General features: G+C 45.3%; 22 protein-coding genes and 1 pseudogene. 8 read left to right on the forward strand and 15 right to left on the reverse strand.

The window, feature by feature from the left end; genetic code table 11:
- Positions 1 to 139: 139 nt before the first annotated feature.
- The 4 genes and pseudogenes from GQF01_RS03495 to GQF01_RS03510 form a co-directional block, all read right to left on the reverse strand.
- The gene (locus GQF01_RS03495) at positions 140 to 2,419 is read right to left on the reverse strand and encodes an Ig-like domain-containing protein (protein ID WP_161406411.1); all 2,280 of its coding nucleotides are present in this window, start codon (positions 2,417 to 2,419) and stop codon (positions 140 to 142) included.
- A 249-nt stretch (positions 2,420 to 2,668) separates the two neighbouring features.
- Positions 2,669 to 3,394, reverse strand: coding sequence for an N-acetylmuramoyl-L-alanine amidase family protein (locus GQF01_RS03500; RefSeq protein WP_161405488.1), 726 nt, complete (start codon positions 3,392 to 3,394; stop codon positions 2,669 to 2,671).
- A 122-nt stretch (positions 3,395 to 3,516) separates the two neighbouring features.
- Complete coding sequence (locus GQF01_RS03505; RefSeq protein ID WP_161405489.1) at positions 3,517 to 5,031, reverse strand: ABC transporter permease/substrate-binding protein; 1,515 nt, start codon at positions 5,029 to 5,031, stop codon at positions 3,517 to 3,519.
- A 56-nt stretch (positions 5,032 to 5,087) separates the two neighbouring features.
- Positions 5,088 to 5,804 (reverse strand): annotated as a pseudogene (locus GQF01_RS03510) (ABC transporter ATP-binding protein); the annotation flags it as partial.
- A 223-nt stretch (positions 5,805 to 6,027) separates the two neighbouring features.
- Between GQF01_RS03510 and GQF01_RS03515 the strand changes: the two are divergent.
- The 3 genes from GQF01_RS03515 to GQF01_RS03525 all read left to right on the forward strand — a co-directional run bounded on the left by GQF01_RS03515 (position 6,028) and on the right by GQF01_RS03525 (position 7,084).
- The gene (locus tag GQF01_RS03515; protein ID WP_161405491.1) at positions 6,028 to 6,234 is read left to right on the forward strand and encodes a helix-turn-helix transcriptional regulator; all 207 of its coding nucleotides are present in this window, start codon (positions 6,028 to 6,030) and stop codon (positions 6,232 to 6,234) included.
- Positions 6,231 to 6,662 carry a hypothetical protein gene (locus GQF01_RS03520; RefSeq protein ID WP_161405492.1) on the forward strand — a complete coding sequence of 144 codons (432 nt, stop codon included), beginning with the start codon at positions 6,231 to 6,233 and terminating at the stop codon, positions 6,660 to 6,662. The genes GQF01_RS03515 and GQF01_RS03520 overlap by 4 nt, the downstream gene beginning before the upstream one ends.
- A gap of 116 nt (positions 6,663 to 6,778) precedes the next feature.
- Positions 6,779 to 7,084, forward strand: coding sequence for a hypothetical protein (locus GQF01_RS03525; protein WP_161405493.1), 306 nt, complete (start codon positions 6,779 to 6,781; stop codon positions 7,082 to 7,084).
- Positions 7,085 to 7,177: 93 nt separating this feature from the next.
- Here GQF01_RS03525 and GQF01_RS03530 read toward each other — a convergent pair whose 3' ends face one another.
- Complete coding sequence (locus tag GQF01_RS03530) at positions 7,178 to 8,008, reverse strand: alpha/beta fold hydrolase (protein WP_161405494.1); 831 nt, start codon at positions 8,006 to 8,008, stop codon at positions 7,178 to 7,180.
- 37 nt (positions 8,009 to 8,045) lie between these two features.
- Positions 8,046 to 9,269 (reverse strand): YbfB/YjiJ family MFS transporter, encoded by a 1,224-nt coding sequence (locus GQF01_RS03535; RefSeq protein ID WP_161405495.1) that lies wholly within the window; start codon positions 9,267 to 9,269, stop codon positions 8,046 to 8,048.
- 114 nt (positions 9,270 to 9,383) lie between these two features.
- Between GQF01_RS03535 and GQF01_RS03540 the strand changes: the two genes are divergently transcribed.
- Complete coding sequence (locus tag GQF01_RS03540) at positions 9,384 to 10,259, forward strand: LysR family transcriptional regulator (protein ID WP_161405496.1); 876 nt, start codon at positions 9,384 to 9,386, stop codon at positions 10,257 to 10,259.
- Positions 10,260 to 10,371: 112 nt separating this feature from the next.
- Here GQF01_RS03540 and GQF01_RS03545 read toward each other — a convergent pair whose 3' ends face one another.
- Complete coding sequence (locus tag GQF01_RS03545; RefSeq protein ID WP_161405497.1) at positions 10,372 to 11,412, reverse strand: NAD(P)-dependent alcohol dehydrogenase; 1,041 nt, start codon at positions 11,410 to 11,412, stop codon at positions 10,372 to 10,374.
- Between the two features lie 399 nt (positions 11,413 to 11,811).
- Between GQF01_RS03545 and GQF01_RS03550 the strand changes: the two genes are divergently transcribed.
- Together GQF01_RS03550 and GQF01_RS03555 are read left to right on the forward strand one after the other, a co-directional pair.
- On the forward strand, positions 11,812 to 13,032 hold the full coding sequence (locus tag GQF01_RS03550; RefSeq protein ID WP_202556059.1) for an MFS transporter: 1,221 nt from the start codon (positions 11,812 to 11,814) through the stop codon (positions 13,030 to 13,032).
- 102 nt (positions 13,033 to 13,134) lie between these two features.
- Positions 13,135 to 13,605 carry a heme-degrading domain-containing protein gene (locus GQF01_RS03555; RefSeq protein WP_161405498.1) on the forward strand — a complete coding sequence of 157 codons (471 nt, stop codon included), beginning with the start codon at positions 13,135 to 13,137 and terminating at the stop codon, positions 13,603 to 13,605.
- Between the two features lie 87 nt (positions 13,606 to 13,692).
- On the opposite strand, the gene GQF01_RS03560 is transcribed toward GQF01_RS03555, so the two are convergent.
- Both GQF01_RS03560 and GQF01_RS03565 read right to left on the reverse strand, forming a co-directional pair.
- On the reverse strand, positions 13,693 to 14,409 hold the full coding sequence (locus tag GQF01_RS03560) for an NAD(P)-dependent oxidoreductase (RefSeq protein ID WP_161405499.1): 717 nt from the start codon (positions 14,407 to 14,409) through the stop codon (positions 13,693 to 13,695).
- A 171-nt stretch (positions 14,410 to 14,580) separates the two neighbouring features.
- Complete coding sequence (locus GQF01_RS03565; protein WP_161405500.1) at positions 14,581 to 15,291, reverse strand: SDR family NAD(P)-dependent oxidoreductase; 711 nt, start codon at positions 15,289 to 15,291, stop codon at positions 14,581 to 14,583.
- A gap of 104 nt (positions 15,292 to 15,395) precedes the next feature.
- On the opposite strand from GQF01_RS03565, the gene GQF01_RS03570 reads away from it, so the two are divergent.
- Positions 15,396 to 15,755 carry a MerR family transcriptional regulator gene (locus tag GQF01_RS03570; RefSeq protein WP_161405501.1) on the forward strand — a complete coding sequence of 120 codons (360 nt, stop codon included), beginning with the start codon at positions 15,396 to 15,398 and terminating at the stop codon, positions 15,753 to 15,755.
- A 20-nt stretch (positions 15,756 to 15,775) separates the two neighbouring features.
- On the opposite strand, the gene GQF01_RS03575 is transcribed toward GQF01_RS03570, so the two are convergent.
- From GQF01_RS03575 to GQF01_RS03585, 3 genes are read right to left on the reverse strand one after another with little or no spacing between them, the layout of a single operon-like run.
- A complete protein-coding gene (locus GQF01_RS03575) occupies positions 15,776 to 16,102 on the reverse strand; it encodes a DUF1048 domain-containing protein (RefSeq protein WP_161405502.1) in 327 nt (108 codons plus the stop codon).
- Between the two features lie 9 nt (positions 16,103 to 16,111).
- On the reverse strand, positions 16,112 to 16,459 hold the full coding sequence (locus GQF01_RS03580; protein ID WP_161405503.1) for a DUF1048 domain-containing protein: 348 nt from the start codon (positions 16,457 to 16,459) through the stop codon (positions 16,112 to 16,114).
- Positions 16,456 to 16,764 (reverse strand): PadR family transcriptional regulator, encoded by a 309-nt coding sequence (locus GQF01_RS03585; protein ID WP_328803418.1) that lies wholly within the window; start codon positions 16,762 to 16,764, stop codon positions 16,456 to 16,458. The genes GQF01_RS03580 and GQF01_RS03585 overlap by 4 nt, the downstream gene beginning before the upstream one ends.
- Positions 16,765 to 17,016: 252 nt before the next feature.
- Between GQF01_RS03585 and GQF01_RS03590 the strand changes: the two genes are divergently transcribed.
- The gene (locus GQF01_RS03590; protein WP_161405505.1) at positions 17,017 to 17,187 is read left to right on the forward strand and encodes a hypothetical protein; all 171 of its coding nucleotides are present in this window, start codon (positions 17,017 to 17,019) and stop codon (positions 17,185 to 17,187) included.
- Positions 17,188 to 17,295: 108 nt separating this feature from the next.
- On the opposite strand, the gene GQF01_RS03595 is transcribed toward GQF01_RS03590, so the two are convergent.
- From GQF01_RS03595 to GQF01_RS03605, 3 genes are read right to left on the reverse strand one after another with little or no spacing between them, the layout of a single operon-like run.
- Positions 17,296 to 18,207: an aminoglycoside phosphotransferase family protein gene (locus GQF01_RS03595; protein ID WP_161405506.1), complete on the reverse strand. Its 912-nt coding sequence runs from the start codon at positions 18,205 to 18,207 to the stop codon at positions 17,296 to 17,298.
- Between the two features lie 25 nt (positions 18,208 to 18,232).
- Positions 18,233 to 18,562, reverse strand: coding sequence for a MazG nucleotide pyrophosphohydrolase domain-containing protein (locus tag GQF01_RS36815; protein ID WP_328803389.1), 330 nt, complete (start codon positions 18,560 to 18,562; stop codon positions 18,233 to 18,235).
- 40 nt (positions 18,563 to 18,602) lie between these two features.
- Positions 18,603 to 19,835: a serine hydrolase domain-containing protein gene (locus GQF01_RS03605; protein ID WP_161405507.1), complete on the reverse strand. Its 1,233-nt coding sequence runs from the start codon at positions 19,833 to 19,835 to the stop codon at positions 18,603 to 18,605.
- Between the last annotated feature and the right edge of the window lie 8 nt (positions 19,836 to 19,843).

Raw genomic sequence — 19,843 nt, forward strand, 5'->3', positions numbered from 1 at the left:
TTAAGTATCCTATCCCAATTTGGATTCAGTGTCAATACTTTCGGAAACGATCATTCCAATTCACTCGTTTACATATATCGATTGCCAATTGACATGAAGGGCAGCTCCAAGGATAAGAGCTGCCTGTCTTGTTGCAAAACTATCGTTTTTCCCCTACCAATGCAATATTAGAGAAGGTTGCCGTATTATAATTGTGAATACGACTCGTATTTTGAGCTGCATCTACGGCAAAACCAATAAACACGGTTTCGTTCATCGGGATCGTTTTTTGCCCCACTGCCGTCCAGTTGATTCCGTCTTGCGAAGCGTACCCTGTTATGGTGTCACCTTTCCTCGCAATCTTCAACCAAAAAGGCAGTGTCGTGCCTTTCAAGGTAGGAACCCCATAATCTTCCGGTCGATCATTCTCACCAAGCGCCAAGATCGGCTCCCCATGGGATGTTCGTGTTGAAAAATGAACGGAATATGGCGTGTTTTGCTTATCAGCCTTTACAACCGACGTACTGATGATAGCTGTAGCAGCGTCCGCCGCGAGACTTTCTCGAATCATCAAGCCGGAAATCGCATTATTGTCAACCTTCGTTAAGGAGTCAATCCTCGCCACCAGCTCCGTATCGCCTTTTACCTTTTGCGAGGCAAAGTGGAAGGAATCTGCCGTTTGGTCGATCCGGCCAGCTCCCTTGACCGTAAGCACCCCATCAGATAATGAGGTATTTCCTTGAATAGGTACCTTGCCAACATCCATTGATGTCCAATCGCCACTTTGTTTCTCCGTATTTACATGAATCGGCATAGAGGTCGTCTGTGTCGCATTGCCTGCGTAATCGATCGCTTTTGCTGAAACGAACCAAGTACCATCGGGAGCATTTTTCCACGTAAAATCGAAGGAGCCTTTCGTCGCTTCGCCAATTTTCACATCATTGGAATAAAACTCGACCTTGGCGATGTTTCCTTTATTTTTTAGCTTTGCGTTCATTTTAATAGACGATCCGGCTTTATGAATACTGTTCAGCGCGGGTGATTGAAGTTCGACGTCTGGATTCTCGGCTTTATAATCGATACGGACTAGCCCATTTACATACCTTTCAAGGTTGGAATACCCTGATTCAGTCATCTGTTTACCGTCTGCGGCATCATTATGGTTCAAGCCTTCTTTAATTTCCCAAGCATCTGGCATTCCATCATGATCCGTGTCTAACGGGGCTTCAGCCGACTTCAACTCCGGATAGCCGCCTACCTCCCATTCATTATTTATCAGTCTCCCAGTCCCGTTCCTCACGTCGTTCGCGACGCGGGCATCGACAGCATCTCTGCGCGGATACGTTGCCCCAGCCTGACTCAATACCCGTTCATAAGCCTGTTCAGCCGTGCTAATGCTGAGTGTATCATGACCCAACACCTCATATGGCGTGTCTGAGAACGAAGTTCCGCTTTTGATTTCTTCCGTCCCGAGCGTATTGTCAGCAGTAACGGCTTGGTTCCCGTACATATAATTACCCGAAATGTGGAACCAGCTAAGCCTGCCATCCTGACCGGGGCTGACAACCCGTTTCATCACTTTTTCATGTGTAGACGGGCCGGGCTTATAATAATTGTTAATCATGTTATTTTCTTGATCGTTTCCGCCATAGGTGGAATTAAAACCCCAATTATACATGACGTTGTTCACCAAATCCGTACTGGAGACAGGGTTAACATTGTTGCCAGTATTCCCGAGGGCGGGTACGCGGCTTACGTGACTCGCGAGTAAGTTATTAGCGAAGGTAGCATTCTCGCCTCCCCATATCCCGCCATACCCATGTCTTCCCTTTACATGTCCCGATAACAGCATGCTTTCGCTTATGATGCTCCATTGCAGGGTTGTATTTTCATTCCGATACAAAGACAATGTCTCATCCACCGACCAGCTTGTGGAAATATGGTCGATGATCGCATTTTTAATATCTCTTCCGCCAAAAGCGTCGGGTTCCGAATCAATGTTGGCGCTGCCAGGTCGAAACCGCAAATAACGAATAATGATATTCTCGGAGCCCGAAATATCAGTGCCATAACCGGCAATAGTGATACCATCGCCCGGCGCTGTTTGACCGAGTATCGAAAGGTTCTTTTGCTTAATTTTTAGAGGCTGCTTCAAGTGGATGGTCCCGGATGTGCGAAAGATAAGATTTCGATTTCCTTGACTCACCCCATCGCGTAATGAGCCTGGAATCGGCGTTTCATTAAGCCCATAATCCGCCAATGTTGTGACCTCGTATACGTCGTATCCGCGACCACCGCTCGTATACATTCCGCCGCCTTCCGCTCCCGGAAATGCAGGTACCATGCTTGTCTCATTCGACGTATCGCCTGTCGAGGCACTCACGTGCACGGAACCTATTAGTTGAACTGCTGCTAGTACAGAAATGAGCATTTTTTTCATCACTACATCGTCCTCCTCCAATAAGTTGATCACTTGTAATCGCTTGCAGCTTCATCGCCAAGCAGTCAACTCATTATGTGCCCCTGGACGGATGCCAAGCTATAGCTCTGAAACAACTTTTAGGCTTGTGCCGCCTATACGCTGCAGTGACGATACGCAGGTTATATGAAGCATAGACAAAATCATCCAAATCTACATCCAAGGGGCATCTTCCATGCCTGCGAAATCGGAAGAACTCGAAACGCGAGCTTAGGGATTTTCGGAAAAATATTGCTTGATTCCCTCAACGATTGCTTTGGCCGCACGAGCTTGTCCATCTTTGCCGAACATGGTCCCCTCCTCATGGGGATTCGTGAGATAGCCGACTTCCACTAATGTTGCCGGCATGTTGCTAAGTGTAAGCACCTTCAGCTGATCTTCCCTAACCTCTCGGTCCCGAAATCCCATCGCCTTCACAACTTGCCTATGAATCGATTGGGCCAACTGAAAGCTACTCTCGTAGCGATAATAAGTTTCCGTCCCGCCTACGCTCTGATCCGAATAAGTGTTTCCGTGAATGGACACCAAGGCATCGGCATTCCATTCGTTCGCCATGCCAGCACGGTCTTCCAATTCGATGAAGGTATCGTCAGATCGGGTTAATTGGGGTTGGAATCGGAGGTCCTTTTCCAATAATTCAAATACCTTTAAACCCAAAGACAACGTAAAGTCTTTCTCCATCTTCCCATCATCCCCTGTCGCTCCGGGATCTTTGCCCCCATGTCCTGGATCGATTACAATCTTGATCCTATGATTTGGTGTTGCCGTCTGCTCAATTCCTGATGTTTTATCATGTGTGACAAGATTTGCCGACAGGTAAGGTATGGGCAAGGATACGTTTTTGGCCAAAGTAACGAATGCACTTCCTAGAATTAGCAGAAAAATTAAGGATACAGTAAATCGGACGAATCGGTTTTTCCTTCTGTATGTGCTCATGCTGGCCTCCCTAGGGATCTAGACTTCCATCTCCTAGTTATACCTGCCACACATAGCAAGCACGTTGCCAACTTGTTAACTTTTTGTATCTGAATCTCGCATAGAAATGCTAAATGTTAATCTTAAGGCAGCAAGCCCGTTTGCTTTAAGTAGTTTTGGGCAACTTGTGCCGCGGACATTTGTTCTACATTAACTTGGTAATTCATTTTGCGCATGTCGTCATCCGTAATCTTATCTCCTAGTTTATTGAGAATCCGTTCAAGTTCCGGATATTTCTCCAGCGTTTCCTGCCTCAGTAGCGATGCACCTTGGTAAGGCGGGAACAGCTTTTTATCATCTTCAAGAACGGTTAAGTGATACTGCTGGATCTCGCTGTCCGTCGAATACGCATCAACGAGATTAACATCGCCATTTTGGATTGCCGTGTAACGCAACTTCGCTTCCATGGTCTTAATATTAGCAAAATGAAGTCCGTACAATTTCTCTATGCCACGATACCCGTCTTCCCGGTCGGAAAACTCAAGTGTCATGCCAGGACGAATTTTCGGAGAGATTCGGCCCAAATCCGATATAGTCTTTAGCTGATATTGATCTGCTAGCTGTGTTGTTACTGCCAATGCATAAGTATTGTTATATTTCATAGGGTGAAGCAGTACCATATGATTGGTTTGCAGAATGCCTGCTCGTGCTTGCTCATACACATCAGAGCTATTCGTGCTGGCGGCTTTCTCTTTCAGGAAAGTTGAAACGATCGTCCCTGTGAATTCCGGATAGATATCAATCGCCCCCGATTTAAGGGCCTCAAATACAAACGTCGTTTTGCCTAAGCCAGGCTTCAGTTCGACTTTTATTTTCGACTCTCGTTCAATCAGCAGCTTGTACATGTTAATCAAAATTTCCGGTTCAGCACCTAACTTGCCGCCGATCACAATGACTCCGGCGGCAGTCCCCCTTAGTAACGAAACGATAATGAGCGCTGCACATATCAAGCCGACACCGACAAATACGCGTATTCGAATCAGAGAAGTACGCTCCGCAAAGCGTAGTAGGTAATCAAATGCGATTGCCAGCAAAGCAACGGGTACAGCACCGAGGATTATTAAGTCATGGTTGTTCCTATCAATGCCGAGCAGGATCAATTTGCCTAATCCTCCTGCTCCGACGAGCGCCGCGAGTGTTGTTGTCCCGATTACAAGCACCATAGCCGTGCGAATACCTGACATAATAAACGGCAACGCAAGCGGAAGCTCGACACGCCAAAGGCGTTGCCAACCGTTCATGCCCATCGCATTAGACGCCTCAATCAAGTTTTGGTCAATTTGCCGAATACCCGTGTAAGTATTACGCAAAATGGGCAGTAAAGAATAAATAATGAGTGCAATGATCGCTGGTTTTTTACCAATTCCTACGAAAGGAATGAGCAGCCCTAGCAGTGCTAAGGAAGGAATTGTTTGCAGCACTGCTGATACTCCGATTATTCCTTCTGCCCACCTTGGGCGCCTGGTCCCATAAATGGCAATTGGAATAGCTATGACGACAGCAATCATTAGAGCTATAAATGAGATTTGAATATGTTCACCAATTGCCTTAATGATCTCGAATTTACGTTCCATAAAAGCTTCATACAACGAGTTCATTGCCTCATCCCTTCTTCATCTCCAACTGCTTACTCCTTGTTGCTGTTTCCAAAAGCTGAACCAACGAACTCCTTCACAAAGTTAGTTGCCGGATTCTGCCTTAGTTCCATGGCTGAACCCACTTGGATAATTATGCCATCCTGCATCAAACAGACGCGGTCAGCAAGTAATGCTGCTTCTTGTATATCATGAGTGACGAACAAAATAGTTTTTGAAATTGTTTTTTTCAGCACAACCAAATCCTGTTGCAGTTGCTCTCGGCTAATGGGGTCCAGCGCGCTGAACGGCTCATCCATCAAGACGATGTCTGGATTAGCAGCTAGCGCACGGACTACGCCTACTCTCTGTTGTTGTCCGCCAGAAAGTTCAGCAGGTCGTCTATTTCTATATGTGGACGGGTCTAAACCTACCATTTCAAGCAGTTCATTTACCCTTATGCGAATCGCCTTCGCATTCCATCCCCGCAGCTCGGGAACGATTGAAATATTTTGCTCTACCGTCATATGGGGAAACAGCGCAATTGACTGTAGGACATATCCGATATTACAGCGCAGTTCGTGAATGTTATACTCACGGATGGGTTTTTCGTCAAGTATGATTGTACCTGATGTCGGCTCTATCAGCCGATTGACCATTTTCAGCAGCGTCGTTTTTCCTGAACCACTAGGACCAATAAGAACGAAAAATTCTCCTTTTTCGATCTGGAGATCGATTCCTTGCAAGGCATACGTCTTTTCCGAATATTGTTTAGATACTTGCTCAAAGCGAATCATGCACTTCCTCCTACTTGGACAAATCAACTATATATGGTTGATATTATGCTTCCTTTTGGTGAAGTTATTTACCAAACATTCTATACTCATTTCTTGCATTCACTCACTCTTAACCTCAACCAAAAAACTTCGCCCAAAAATGGAAAGTTCCCTTTACATTTATTACTTTGCACGATATACTCCTCTTACGGAAAGGAAACTTTCCATAAAGGGAGTGAACGCATTGAACAACCGCTTAGAAGAAATCCGCAAGCAACGGGGAATTAAGCAAGAAGAATTAGCAGCGGCTCTTGAAGTATCAAGGCAAACTATCGGTTCACTTGAAAACGGACGTTATAACCCATCGATCCTTTTAGCATTCAAGATTGCTCGATTTTTCGATATGAGTATCGAAGAAATCTTTATTTATGAGGAGGATGATCATGTATGAAAAAAACGATTCCGTCATATTTTCTTACCTTTGTAGGCGTAGGACTATTAGCAGTTAGTTCGTATTTCATCAAAACAATTGAGGATCCACAAGGCATGCTTCGAGTATTGCTTTATATCTCTTTTGGCCTAGGCTGTGCTATTTTCGGGCATGGTTTGTCAACATTAATCGATCGACTCCTTCTGAAGAATCATCCTGCCGCAGCAAAGCAGCTAGAGATTGAGAAGAAAGATGAGCGTAATTTGGCAATCGCTAATGGGGCCAAAGCGAAAGCATATGACATGATGATTTTTGTATTTGGAGCTTTAATATTAGCAATTGCCTTGATGGGTATAGATTTAATAGTGGTATTGCTGTTGGTATTTACTTACTTGTTTATCCTTGGATACTGCACTTATTACCGTATAAAGTACTATAAAGAAATGTAATAACCTGCATGAACTTCATTGAGGGGTAATCGAAGGGTAGCTCCTTTACTCGCTTAACCGAGTTTTTTATAGTAGAATAATGTCTCAGCTATACTAAACGATTATGGGGTGCATGGATGTCCATTAGTTTCACAAAAGCGATTACTAATCAGTTGCAACAAGAAATTGCTGCTATAGAAAGTAAAATCATAACCGAGAAGAAAAAGAAAGATAAAGCGCAGTCTAAAATTAATCAATTGCAAAGAGATATGAAATTAAGTCAATCGCACAGCGATTTAAGCAGCAAAATGAGCCGCATAAATAAGTTAAACGAAGAAATCAAAAACAATGATCGTATGCAAGCCGATCTCTCCAAGCAGTTAGCATCCAAGAAAACTTCACTTAAACAGCAGCAAGCCAAACAGCCCCTGCAAGAAGAATAAGAGCGTGACTAAGGGCTAATAAAACATAACGGCAGTCAGGGACCTGAAGAAGTCCTAGACTGCCGCTTTTTTATACATATTAATAAATGCTCATCATTTCATCACTTCATGTTGCTCCGCTAGAAAATCAGTCACCACCTGATAATAACCGTTTAAATCGTCAGAGTGGACACCATGGCCGCATTGTTCGAACACGACCAACTTGGTGTTCGGTCTTCTTGCTTCCATCCGTTTCGCATGTTCAGTACTAAGAATGAAGCTCTTACCCCCGTGAATAAGCAGAATCGGGCAACTAGACCCTAACCAGTCCTCCCACCACACACCGTTGGACAGGGGAACGGATACTTGCAGTCCTTTGAGATCCGTTCTGAATCCCCAACCGAGTTCATCCTCAAATATGCTTTCGGCAAAATAATCTATGGCGCGGAGCCCAATGCTTGCAAGCGATTGTCGTAGTTCCTTTAGAGAAGCTGACCGAAAAGGAAGTTTGTCGGCAAATGAAAAGTCGGCGTTAATCTCCGCACCGATATCCTCGACGACAACGGTTTTTACCAATTCAGGATACCTAGCCGCGAATTGGTAAGCATTTAATCCACCCAAGGAATGCCCCAGGATTGTAAGCGGCTGTCCGCCTAGCTCCGAATGAATGAAATTCAGAATATCCTCCACATAATGCTCCCTTGTGTATTCTTTCTCTGATGGATGCTCGCTCCAACCGTGTCCACGTTGATCCAATGAAATAATCCGCCACCCTCTGAATCGCACGGCCAACTCCGAGAATGATCTCGCATTCGCCATATAGCCATGCAACATAACAAGCACTCGCTCGCTATCTCCGCCATAATCCAGGTAAGAAAGCCGTAGATTGCCAGATTGAAAAAATTTCCTTACTGCCAAGCTATGATTATTACTATTAGACATCATCATGTCACTCCCTTATTCAACTTTATTCTCCCACAGCCTACGAGGGATCAAATTCAGATCTTTTCTTTTGTAATTTTCCATATAAACCTGCCAACACAGCGGCTATCGCCATAAAGATCGCACTGGACGCGACGCCGAATTGCAAACCGAAATGTTCAACACCCGTGCCCCCAACGATAGGACCGATAATCTGCCCCGAAGCAAAAAAGCCAGTGGCTAGGCTTAAACATTTCGCATAGATGTGATCAGAGACTTGTCTCCGAAGTAGTGCAGTTGTCATCAGTGGCGGGGTAATAAAGGAGACCAGCCCGACAAGAATCGCACCTACTGCTGTAATAAACAAGCTATTGGTGGTTACACCAATTACGCCTAGCGTACCTAGTGCTAATCCTATCGCAAGCGTATACCCGCTAGGCCAACGGTCGATCGCTCTGCCTCCAATCCACCCATTAAATAGACCCGCGAACCCAATAGCGGACCAAATCAAACCCGCATAAAGCGAGGGAACGCCTTTGCTTACTAAATAGGGGATCAAATACGTGAAATAAATGATGTATCCCCAACCGAAGAAGAAATAGGATCCGATTAAAAATAAGAGCTTCTTTGGATGCAACAAGAAACTATACACATTCTCGTTTCCGTGGTGTGAAATCGATGGTGAGCGAATTTTGCTTGAGGATCTCTTATTCAGCGTGACGAGCTCGAATCCGAAAGCTGCAATGACGCCAAATACGCCCATAAGCGCCCAAGCATACCGCCACCCCATCAAGCGGGAAGGATCGATGGTGAGGGGAGCGAACAATCCCGTCACTAGAATGCCGGCAGAGCCGCCCAGCCAGATAAGACCGGACGCCGCTCCTCGTTCCATCGCTCGAACAGCATCCATCGCTATGGACAGAACCAGTACCGTCGCGAAAGCGGAGAACAAACCGATTGCGAACCGCCATAACCCGAGTTGAACAACATGCTGGCTACATGATGAACCGATCATGGCGAGTCCGAGCAATAAACATGACCATCGATTGATAATTGACTTATGCTCCGGAAACTTCGAGATCAAAGGAGACAGACACAAAGTACCGACCAAATAACCAATAAAGTTGACAGTACCCAATACACCTAATTGACCGTAGCTCCCTCCGATCTCCCTCTGTATCCCCGGCAAGAACAAACCATAAGAGAGCCTAGAAAAACCGAGAATGACGACAAACAAAAGTGATGCCCAAAGTGTAGTCCAGCTGTAAGCCGATTTCTTACCCATAGCCCATCTTCCCCTAAATGACTTGATATTCCAAGTGTACATTCGGAGGTATTTTTTGTAAAATTGAATTATATGAATGAATTATTCATAAATCTTAAAGCAACGAGGATAACTATGGATCTTCGAGCCCTAAAAACTTTTGAAGCCTGCGTGCGTCTTGGTCATTTTCAGAAAGCTGCAGAGGAACTGCAATACGCGCCTTCAACAGTAACCCTTCAGATTCAACGTCTTGAAGCTGATCTAGGGGTCTCTTTGTTCGTGCGCGATGGCAAACGTGTGATCGTATCGGAAGCTGGCCGGTGGCTCCACCGTGAGGCTTCCGTTCTGCTGAAAACAGTCGGATCCATGAGGCAGACTGTCTCCGATATCGCAGCGGGGGACGGCGGAAACATTCACTTCGCTGCAATTGAGCCTATCGCGAGTCAGAGACTTGCAACCGTAGTTGCCGACTTTTGTGCGACTCGCCCGAAAGTGCAATTAACCATGGAAGTGAGCGGCAGCAGGTCGATTGCCGAGAGGGTTCGGGCTGGAGAATTGGATTTCGGCATCTGCTCCACCCCATTGGCTGCTTTCATGCTGGAGTTTGAACCACTAATTGAGGAGAAATTAGGAGTAATGATGAGAGCGGATCATCCACTAGTTCATCAAAATGACATCTCGGTAAGTGACCTCGCCGGACTGACTGTTCTAGTGAAAGAACCTACTTGCATTTACCGGGAGTTATGGGAGAAAGCACTCTCTCATACCGGCAATCCCTTCTCTTACCTTGAAGTTGGAAGTTTTTTTGTGATTCAGCAAATGATCAAAGAAGCTTCCAGTGTAGGCATTGTTCCGATTTACGAAGGCCTGGAGACAGAAGGATCTCTTGTAATTAGACCTTTCGCCGATATGAATCCCCTAGTTTCCTTGGGCATCGTTTATAAAGATAAAGAGTTCTTGGGCAAGGCAACGAATCTATTAATGGATGCAATCAAATCTAGGTTCAAATAGGAGAAACAGCAGCAGCCATGGACGAGAAATAAAGTCCTAGACTGTTGCTGTTTTAGCGACGAATAATTCCCGTGTCTTAGGACTCGTATGGATCGTCACTAATCTTGGCTTTCTATAAAGTGGATGTATCGATAACGAATCGGTACCGCACGTCGCTGCGTAGAATTCGCTCATAGGCTTCATCTACTTGATTGGCAGCAATGACCTCGATTTGAGCAACTATGCCATGTGCAGCAGCAAAATTAAGCATTTCTTGCGTTTCCGGAAGTCCACCTACAAAGGATCCCGCAATGCTGCGACGACTCGCGATTAGGGAGAAAACGTTGTATTGACTCGGTTCCGGCGGTGCTCCGACATTAATCAATGTACCATCTACTCTAAGCAGCGATAAGTACAAATCCACATCAATATTGGCGGATACTGTGCTTAGGATCAGGTCGAAACGGCCAGCTAGCGTGTTGAAGGTTTCAGGATCAAGCGTTGAATAGAAATAATCCGCCCCAAAGCTTAACGCTTCATTCTCCTTATCTTTTGTGCGGCTTAACATGGTAACTTCAGCACCCAGCGCATGTGCAAACTGTATCGCAACGTGACCAAGACCACCCATCCCCAGAATCGCTACTCTTCTTCCTGGTCCAGCATTCCAACGTTTTAACGGGGCATATGTGGTAATACCAGCACACAAAAGCGGACTTGCAACATCTAGCTCCATACCATCCGGGATCAGCACAACGAATCTTTCAGTAACAACAATATTCTGGCTGTAACCTCCATAGGTTGGTTTGCCTTCATAGTCCAAGGAGTTGTAGGTGGCTACAGCTCCTTTTAAACAATGCTGCTCTTCGCCACGGAGGCAGTACTCACATTCTCCACAAGAGTCCACATAGCAGCCTACGCCGACTCGGTCACCTACAGCAAATTTCGTTACCTTCTCACCTACTGCCGTTACAATCCCAGCAATTTCATGACCAGGAACCATAGGGAAAATGCCTCCTGCCCAATCCCCATGAGCAATATGAATATCGGAATGGCAAATTCCGCTAAACTTAATATCAATTGAGACGTCATCAGGTCGTAATGGTCGTCTCTCTATTGTGGTCGTCTCAAATTGTGCTTGGGCTGCTGAAACACTTAAAACGCGAGTTTTGCACATGGGTGTAATCTCCTTTTCAGTAACTTCAATGGTAAAGAGCTTTGACTTTATAAAATGTTATGATTTTATTACAAATCTATTATCGAGATTATCTCCTTTCCGTTTCTAGATTAGCGCGTCCTGGAAGTTTTGAATAGAACGCACAATTTTGTAAGTAGAGATAATTTTTGTATGATAGGATACTTTTTGATCCTGTTTTCTTAACCTGCAAATATGTCCCATTATCCATGAGCTACTAGCCCTTTCTTTCATTTTCTCAAATAGAAATAAATAACCAACCGCGAAGGGTTGGTTATTTTCTACGTAGATTACTCCTCTAGAAAATTGTTTCAGGTTTCAATTCTAAATAGACTATAATACATTTTATAAAGTAATCAGTTGAGAGGATGTGTCCTGCACTTGATCCCGTCAAGCCGTTCAATTCATCAAATTCCTTATTATAAGAACTATTGGGTATCCCGAATGTTATCCTCCATTGCCTTCCAGATGCTCTCCGTAGCTATCGGTTGGCAAATGTATGAATTGACCCACGACGCCTTCAGTCTCGGGCTTGTTGGCCTAGCGCAATTTCTCCCAATGGTTCTCCTTACATTGGTCGTTGGGCACTTCGCGGACCGCTATGACCGGCGATACATCGTCTTTATATGCCAAATTGTAGAGGCCGCAATGGCCTTATTGCTTTTGTTAGGCAGTCTTACGGATTCGTTAGGTCAGCATCATATCCTAATCATGGCTGCCGTTCTAGGAGCCTGCCGTGCTTTTGAAGGTCCTTCCTCCTCCGCCCTGTTGCCTCAATTAGTACCAAAGGAGTTCCTGCAACAGGCGATATCATGGAACACCTCGGTCGGACAATTATCGCAAATCCTTGGGCCTTCGATGGGAGGATTACTATATTGGGCAGGTGCCACTCTAGTTTATACAGTTGCCTCACTTGCCCTTCTAACCGCAGGTATCCTAACCTTCTTCATCCGTTCAAAGCCAATTGCGCGTAAATCCGAGCCGGTTTCCGTACGTTCCCTGTTCTCCGGCATCATGTTCGTTTACCGCCAACCGATAATTCTTGGGACGATATCCCTTGACCTTTTTGCAGTACTGTTAGGTGGTGCCACTGCGCTACTGCCAATTTTCGCTCTGGATATCCTTCATACGGGACCATGGGGACTAGGATTCATGCGAACAGCACCAGCTATCGGTGCCTTGTTAATGTCCATTGTCTTGGTCTATTATCCACTGAAGAAAGCTGTTGGCTACATGCTATTTGGAGCCCTTGCCGTCTTTGGCTTGGCAACTATGTTATTCGCCATTTCGACTAATATATTCATTTCCCTTTTGGCATTATTCTTTATTGGTGCTTCAGATGTGATTAGTGTCATTATTCGCTCTTCCCTCGTACAACTGCAAACACCCGATGAAATGCGTGGGCGGGTCAATGCCGTTAATTCCCTCTTTATCGGTACATCTAATCAGTTGGGAGAGTTTGAGTCAGGTACATTAGCTGGATTTATTGGAGCGGTTCCGGCAACTTTAGTTGGTGGTATTGGTACGATTGTCATTGCCGGTCTTTGGATGTTCCTGTTTCCATCACTTCGGAAAATGCGAACCCTATCCGATTCCTCATAATCTTTCTGAGAATATTAAGGATTACTTCTAGTTAAAACCTATCATTTGTGTGTATAATATCAAACAGGAAAAGATAATTTAGTAGAGAAGGACGTGTTCGCTTTGGATAATTACGACGATTTATTAACGACTTTGCTGCAGGAAGAAGCCGAACTCCAGTTTTCCGTTTTCACGAATGAGACTGCTTACAGAGTTGGCAACAGCATTATAGAAAAAGCGATGAGAGAGAACAAATCAATTGTCGTTGATATTCGCAAAAACAATGAGCTATTATTTTACAGCAGATTGGATGGCACATCATCTAATAATGATGAATGGGTCACATGGAAAAATAATGTCGTCCATCACTTTGGGCATAGTTCCTATTATATGCACGTATTTCTGAAATCGACTGGTTCAACGGTAGAAGCTTCCGGCCTCAATCCGAATGATTTCAAAGCAGAAGGTGGCGCTTTTCCGTTATTTTTAAAAGATGAAGGCCTTGTAGGTACCATTTCGGTATCAGGACTTCCTGGTAATGAAGATCACAACATGGTTACTTCTGTATTAAAGGATATACTTCTGGGGAATTAGTCAATAGAGGATAGTTAAAGAATACAAGGCCGGTTAGTCATAGTAGACTAGCCGGCCTTTCATGTATACTTATATAGTGTGACAGAATCAACTTTGATAGGTTAGACCGACTCTTTTCCTTGTAAACGCTCCTCCGAGCTCAATATGTTCCAGCATAAATATTGCAACATCGTCATAAGCAACATTGAGCTCTTGAAGTCGGCTGAACAAGTAACCAGCTATTTCTGCCGCGGAGTATTCCTTGATTGTCTCCGGAATCGGAATAGGCAAGGTTTCCGTTGTTAGATGTAGATGATGAACCCGATCTGGATGTTCTCTCGAGTCAATCATCGTTCCCGGACACATAATGGACCAATCGAGTTGAGTTTGTTGTAGCCTTGCGAGATTCCGGTTGTGATTTCTATACTCAGATGGAAAGCCCGGTAAATTGTTTCCGATAAGATCGGTGTAGGGAATATCCAGTAAGCCGGCTCCCCCCATGATCCATACCCTTCCAGAGAAACTAGGTTGGAATTCACATTGGCTTATTATATTATCAACAATACGAACAAACTCTTCTCCCTGTCCCGCATGGCCGGCTGCTAGAATAGCGGCGTCTTGATGCGCGAGCGCCTCCCCGACGCTGACTGGATCCATTATATCAGCCACGATCACCTTCACAAGCTTTGTAGATAGCTCATCTAATTGATCATAAAGCTTCTCAGAATTTCGTACAAATGCCGTCATTTCATGCCCCATTTGTATCCCATGTGCCAACACTCTTCTCCCTGTATTCCCCGTCGCTCCAAAAACAATAATTTTCATTGTTCTCTCCTCCTCTTTGACAGCTCGCAATATTTGGTTAACTCAAGCTTAGCATCGCTTCAAAATTATGTTAAGAACCCACTTTTAAGTAGGGTACTTACTTTAAAGTAAGCTTGCCTGCAAGAGGTACCAAATTTGTTACAAAGAGGTTGGTAGGACGCGCATCCAGAATTACCAGGCGTAAACGCCCTTCTCATCCAAGAATTCGGCATTATGACGTTTGCCATCAGTCGCATAACCCACAATAATCGCAGCAGCGGCTGCTTTCGACTTACCGCCTACAGAATTACCGTTAAGATCTGTTGAAGTGAAACCAGGCGTTACCGCGAATACCTGAGCATTGCTGTTTCGGACTTCATAAGCCATTGAAAGTGTCATGGCATTGTTGGCCGTTTTAGACGAGTTATAATCGAATGCGTTTAAAGTAGACTCAGCATTGTGCATATGGTCCAGAGAAGCCATATCGGTCGAGACATTGACGATTGTGCCTTCGTTATTTTTAATTAAAGGAAACAAACGCTGGTTCAAACGGAACGTTCCGAAAAAGTTAACTTCGAATGCATTCCGCAGATTTTCCTCTTTGGTATCCATAAATGAGCGGGAGAAAGCGCCAGGCATCCCAGCGTTATTGATTAGAAGTTTCAAGTCCGGATAATTCTTGTTGATTGACTCGGCCGCAAGTTCGATGGATTCCAAGTCCCCCATGTCGATTTGTACAAATTCTACGTCTAATCCCTTGGAAGTTAACTCGGAAACCGCTGCTTCTCCACGTTCGGCACTTCGTGCACCCAGGATGACTTTCCAGCCTGCTTCACCTAACTGCTTAACGATTTCAAATCCGATTCCTTTATTTGCGCCGGTTACCATAGCCGTCTTTTTCATACGAATCCTTCTTTCCCTCATTTGATTTTTCTTTTACGATTACTAAGTTACTATGCTACACTTAGTGTAGGTCAACACTTATTTTTTTATAAAAGAGGGGTCGTATGTTAACGATTGGTGAAGTGGCGAAGGAAGTCGGGATCAATATTGGTGCCATCCGTTTTTACGAAAGAAAGGGACTGCTCAAGCCTGCTGCCCGAAGCGAGCAGAATAACCGTCTCTATACGGAAAATGATCTGAACTGGTTGGTTTTTATCAAATGTCTTCGGGAGACCGGGATGAGTGTGGAGGATATCAAAAAGTATTATGATAAGGTGAACGAAGGAACCTCCACCCTGCCTGAGAGAATCAAACAAATTGAAGATCAAAAGCAAAAGCTGCTGAACGATATTAAGGAGAAAGAAGCACAGCTCGTTCACTTGGAACAAAAACTGAAGCGTTATTATCGCGGTGAAAACTATTAATATTCCATCCCGCTATGTCCTTACTTTGGTTTGTTACTTTCTTGGACAACAGATTCTTGGTATACGTCAGCGTAAGTTTTCGAGTCTTTGATTAGATCGTCGCAGAAAGCCGCTACGTCACTGCCCGTCACTTCGAGCACGCCTTTCCCCAAGGAAACTCCTTCTTCAAAAAGGTCGACAATCCCCGAGAGCAAACCCGTACCTTCGGTAAGCTCTACTGGCCCGACCTTAAAGAAATATTTTTGAATCTCGTTATAAACAACTTGATAATCATGCGGGAGTGCTTTGACACGCGCCACGTGCGCACGCCACTCTTTTTTGCCATTGATCATATCTTGAATTCTCATTTTATCCTCCTATTTACCTAATTTTTTAGCGATGTTAGTGTTGAGTTGCTCTCGCCACTTGTCGCGGTAAGACTTTGCTCCTTCTTCGCCTGCCAGCGCCGAACAGAAGCCTTTGATATCGTCCCCCAAAACCTCTTGGACACTCTGACCGTCCGCTGCCGTTTCTTCAAGCAGGCCAAGTACACCATCAAGAATTGGCATCAGATTGCGTCCGGTGAAATCCGAGTGTGGCCAAAGATTGGCATTAATTTCTCCCCATGCGGCTTGATAGTCAGTTGGCAGCTTTTTAACTCGTGCTTCAAAATTTTTCATTTCTTTATTCATGTCGCTGCCCGTGATTTTCTCCCAAAAATTCATTGTTTTTGCTCCTTTAACTCATTAATTTTGGATGATACGAACTCCCATTTTCCCCAAAACCTCTGCAGTTCCTCGCGCCCCGCGTCGTTAATCGCGAAGAACTTTCGCGGCGGTCCCATATCCGAAGGTTTCTTGGTGATCTCCACCAGCCTGTTTTTTTCCAGTCGGATCAAGATGGTATACACCGTTCCCTCCACAACATCTGTGAATCCGAGGGCGTTCAGCCGCCGCGTTATTTCGTAGCCGTACGTTTCTTGTCGGCTTATAATTTCAAGGACACAGCCCTCAAGCGCCCCCTTAAGCATTTCCGTTAAATTTTCCAGCACAATCACTCCTTGCTAATCTGTATGACTGGTATCAAGTATCACTCACTACCTCTATAAAGTAACACGTAGTAGTGGCGGTGTCAATAGTGTTTACGCGGACACTGATTTTTAAACAGCCCGTGAACGATTAAGGTGAGAATTGTCATATCATTTTAGTGAAGAAGGTCACTGCTCTCATGCGATACGCTCTGGTAAGATCAATACATAAGAAAAAACGAGGGAGTGTTCAGAATGATTGGAAAAGCGGGTATGATTTGCGGATTGTGTATACTTGTTGGCGGAGTAATTGGAGGTTTATTCGGAGAGAAAGAACTAGGTTACGAATTAGGAACTGCCGCATGTATAGTCATTATGGGCGTGGCCGTCCTGTTGAACCAAAAAGTTCGTGAAAAAAAATCGTAAACGCGTTTAAAAAGATTCAACAGAAGGATCCGCAGCTGCGAATCCTTCTGTTGTTGATCTAACTATCGTTCTCCTTTTTCCAAAACAGTTACCCTTTGTCACTAGACCTCAATTTAGACATTTGGCAAAGCGTTCCGTGATTTGGATGCCTCTGTGCCAATCTGTGCCCCCATCTTCCATCGTCCAGCACGCCTCCAACATACCTCGCGCCACACCCCACATCGCAATTCGACGAGGGTCAAGACCAAGCTGATCGACCATAATCGCGATTCGGTTACGCAGCACCTGCTCACACTCGCCACCACGATCCTCATAGTTAAGCAGATACTGGATCGTATCAAAATGGATGTCACCGACGATACCTTTTGGATCAATGACAGCCCATTTCTCTTCGTCTTGGCGAAGAATATTATCATGATGCAGGTCGCCATGCAGTAAGAGATTCTCTCTAGTGGTCGCAATGAGATATTCCAGATACTCTTCAGCTTTCTCCACGTAGCTTGTAGGCAATCGATCGTCAATATTCATGTCATTGCATCGCTCTCGGTATCGCTCAATCGCCGCAAAATGCTGCTTCATTGACGGATACTGACAGCCAGCTGATGGCGTAAGGTGAAGACGCTGAAACACATCGCAAAAGATATGCGTCGCAAGTGCATCATTCTCAATTGTCGACAACGGCGTGCCAGGCTCTGCACCTTCCAACAATGCAACTCCCCATTCCTTGTCTGCATCAAGCACTTGAATCGCACCGCGGCCCTCATAAGCGCGAAGAACACTTACTTCTCTAGAAAGCTCCTCCTTCATGAAAGACGCCTTAAGGACAACCCGCTTCCCATCACTGCGCGTTGCACGGAGCACGAAATTATAGGATAAATTTGAAAATGGAGCTTCGGGGGTAAAGTCAAAGCGGCTTGCACAATCGGTAATTAGCCTAGGCAGCGCTTCTGACCATATTGCACCTTGCTCCCCGTGAAGTTCGTGCATTCTTTTCATAAACGTATCGGGGATTGCAATCATGCTGGAGTGGCTCCTTCCCATCTACTTAAATTCGCCTGCCGCCGTATTTGTATCCTCTTGCTTTATTTTTCTCCATCTTGTTTTCTATTGCTGTTTCAAGGTCAAGTTCATACTCCCCGCATGCGTTAAAAATCCGTATACAAACGTCAGCCAGTTCTTCTGTTATATGAGGCCACATGACATCTTCTGAATCTTTCCTATATGCTTCAAGGGCTTCCGATAGCTCAGAATGCATAAGTGCAATTAAAGTACCAAAATCTCTTTTTTCCTCATGCCAACCATTTTGCTTTGCAATCTCAAATGCATCACTGCAAAGGTCATTGAGCGTTTTACTATTAAAAGCTTCAGTTGCCACTTTCTCATCCCCTCATTATCAGAAGTTAGTAATCTCAGGTTCAGTCGGTCATTGCTTGATAGATCATTGTCCAGAAATCGTGAGCAATCATGCTGTTCTTAGGAAGCATGGCCCCTCTGAGCTGAATCATTAACGTCGCCATTAGCTCCTCACGTGGATCTGCAATCCAAGTCGATCCAAGAGCTCCTGGCCAGAAAAACGCTCCTTCACTTGGCCCGATCCCGATTTGCCTAGTCCTGACTGAGACGCCATAGCCGTATCCTTTGTTCGTCCACATCATTGAACCATCGTAATCGGTCTCATCGAAAAAAGGGTGCGCATGCTGTTCAGGAGTAAGATGGTCGGTGATCATCGCCTCCACGGATCGGCGTGACAGAATGCGTACCTTGTCCAGCTCCCCATAGCCTAACAGCATACGTCCGAAACGCAGGTAATCATCCGCTGTGGAAATAAGACCCGCTCCCCCGGAAAGGAAGAGAGGAATTTCCGCCCAACCAGTCGATTCTGGACGTTCTAGTTCGAGGAGCCCTCCCCCATCCTTCGGCGCGTATGCGACTGATAGTCGACCTTGTTTTTCCCGCGGAATCGTGAAATAGGTGTCTCTCATCCCAAGGGGCTCAAAAATTCGTTCACGGAAAAACTCATCCAGCGTTTGACCCGATACCCGGGCAATTAATACGCCAAGAACTTCGTGGGCAATGTGGTAAAGGAAGCGGGTACCCGGCTGATAGAGGAGCGGCAGCTCAGCCAGCCGTTTCATCCAAGAATCAGGTTCGAGATGCACCTCTGCATGCTGTGCCCCAAGCGGCATTGCGACTGGAGCAGGAAGCAGTTTCATCACCTCGGATTGTAGCTGATGATCATCCCAGCCTGTACCAAACCGTGAAGTAAGCAAGTCATGAAGAGTGATAGGCCGGTCCAATGGCACGACATCGTCCAACCTCCCTTTCGGATCACGTAGAACAACCAGGCTCGCAAACTCCGGAAGCCATGCATGGACTGGATCGAAAAGACGCATTTTCCCCTCTTCGACCAACAGCAATGCGGCTACAGCCGTAATAGGCTTTGTCATCGACATAATTCGGAAGAGCGTATCTCGCTGAGCGGGAATGCGTGCTTCTTTATCCTGCCAACCGATGGCATCGCTATAGGCTTCCTCACCCTTACGATGCACGATGGTGACCGCCCCAGCGATCTCCTCGCGATCCACATAACCCTGTAAGACTTCACTCAGTCGGCGGAGACGTGTTTCAGAAAAGCCCGTTTTTTGCATCGATATCC

It is taken from the genome of Paenibacillus silvestris (assembly GCF_009882985.1).
Taxonomy (GTDB): Bacteria; Bacillota; Bacilli; order Paenibacillales; family NBRC-103111; genus Paenibacillus_E; species Paenibacillus_E silvestris.

What these genes read in the sequence shown, in the direction of transcription:
- GQF01_RS03525 (WP_161405493.1), top strand. Translation starts at nt 6,779, where the DNA reads ATGTCCATTAGTTTCACAAAAGCGATTACTAATCAGTTGCAACAAGAA.
- GQF01_RS03535 (WP_161405495.1), bottom strand. Translation starts at nt 9,269, where the DNA reads ATGGGTAAGAAATCGGCTTACAGCTGGACTACACTTTGGGCATCACTT.
- GQF01_RS03595 (WP_161405506.1), bottom strand. Translation starts at nt 18,207, where the DNA reads ATGATTGCAATCCCCGATACGTTTATGAAAAGAATGCACGAACTTCAC.
- GQF01_RS03495 (WP_161406411.1), bottom strand. Translation starts at nt 2,419, where the DNA reads ATGAAAAAAATGCTCATTTCTGTACTAGCAGCAGTTCAACTAATAGGT.
- GQF01_RS03530 (WP_161405494.1), bottom strand. Translation starts at nt 8,008, where the DNA reads ATGATGTCTAATAGTAATAATCATAGCTTGGCAGTAAGGAAATTTTTT.
- GQF01_RS03575 (WP_161405502.1), bottom strand. Translation starts at nt 16,102, where the DNA reads ATGAGAATTCAAGATATGATCAATGGCAAAAAAGAGTGGCGTGCGCAC.
- GQF01_RS03570 (WP_161405501.1), top strand. Translation starts at nt 15,396, where the DNA reads ATGTTAACGATTGGTGAAGTGGCGAAGGAAGTCGGGATCAATATTGGT.
- GQF01_RS03590 (WP_161405505.1), top strand. Translation starts at nt 17,017, where the DNA reads ATGATTGGAAAAGCGGGTATGATTTGCGGATTGTGTATACTTGTTGGC.
- GQF01_RS03585 (WP_328803418.1), bottom strand. Translation starts at nt 16,764, where the DNA reads ATGCTTAAGGGGGCGCTTGAGGGCTGTGTCCTTGAAATTATAAGCCGA.
- GQF01_RS03605 (WP_161405507.1), bottom strand. Translation starts at nt 19,835, where the DNA reads ATGCAAAAAACGGGCTTTTCTGAAACACGTCTCCGCCGACTGAGTGAA.
- GQF01_RS03560 (WP_161405499.1), bottom strand. Translation starts at nt 14,409, where the DNA reads ATGAAAATTATTGTTTTTGGAGCGACGGGGAATACAGGGAGAAGAGTG.
- GQF01_RS03500 (WP_161405488.1), bottom strand. Translation starts at nt 3,394, where the DNA reads ATGAGCACATACAGAAGGAAAAACCGATTCGTCCGATTTACTGTATCC.
- GQF01_RS03540 (WP_161405496.1), top strand. Translation starts at nt 9,384, where the DNA reads ATGGATCTTCGAGCCCTAAAAACTTTTGAAGCCTGCGTGCGTCTTGGT.
- GQF01_RS03565 (WP_161405500.1), bottom strand. Translation starts at nt 15,291, where the DNA reads ATGAAAAAGACGGCTATGGTAACCGGCGCAAATAAAGGAATCGGATTT.
- GQF01_RS03580 (WP_161405503.1), bottom strand. Translation starts at nt 16,459, where the DNA reads ATGAATTTTTGGGAGAAAATCACGGGCAGCGACATGAATAAAGAAATG.
- GQF01_RS03505 (WP_161405489.1), bottom strand. Translation starts at nt 5,031, where the DNA reads ATGAACTCGTTGTATGAAGCTTTTATGGAACGTAAATTCGAGATCATT.
- GQF01_RS03545 (WP_161405497.1), bottom strand. Translation starts at nt 11,412, where the DNA reads ATGTGCAAAACTCGCGTTTTAAGTGTTTCAGCAGCCCAAGCACAATTT.
- GQF01_RS03520 (WP_161405492.1), top strand. Translation starts at nt 6,231, where the DNA reads ATGAAAAAAACGATTCCGTCATATTTTCTTACCTTTGTAGGCGTAGGA.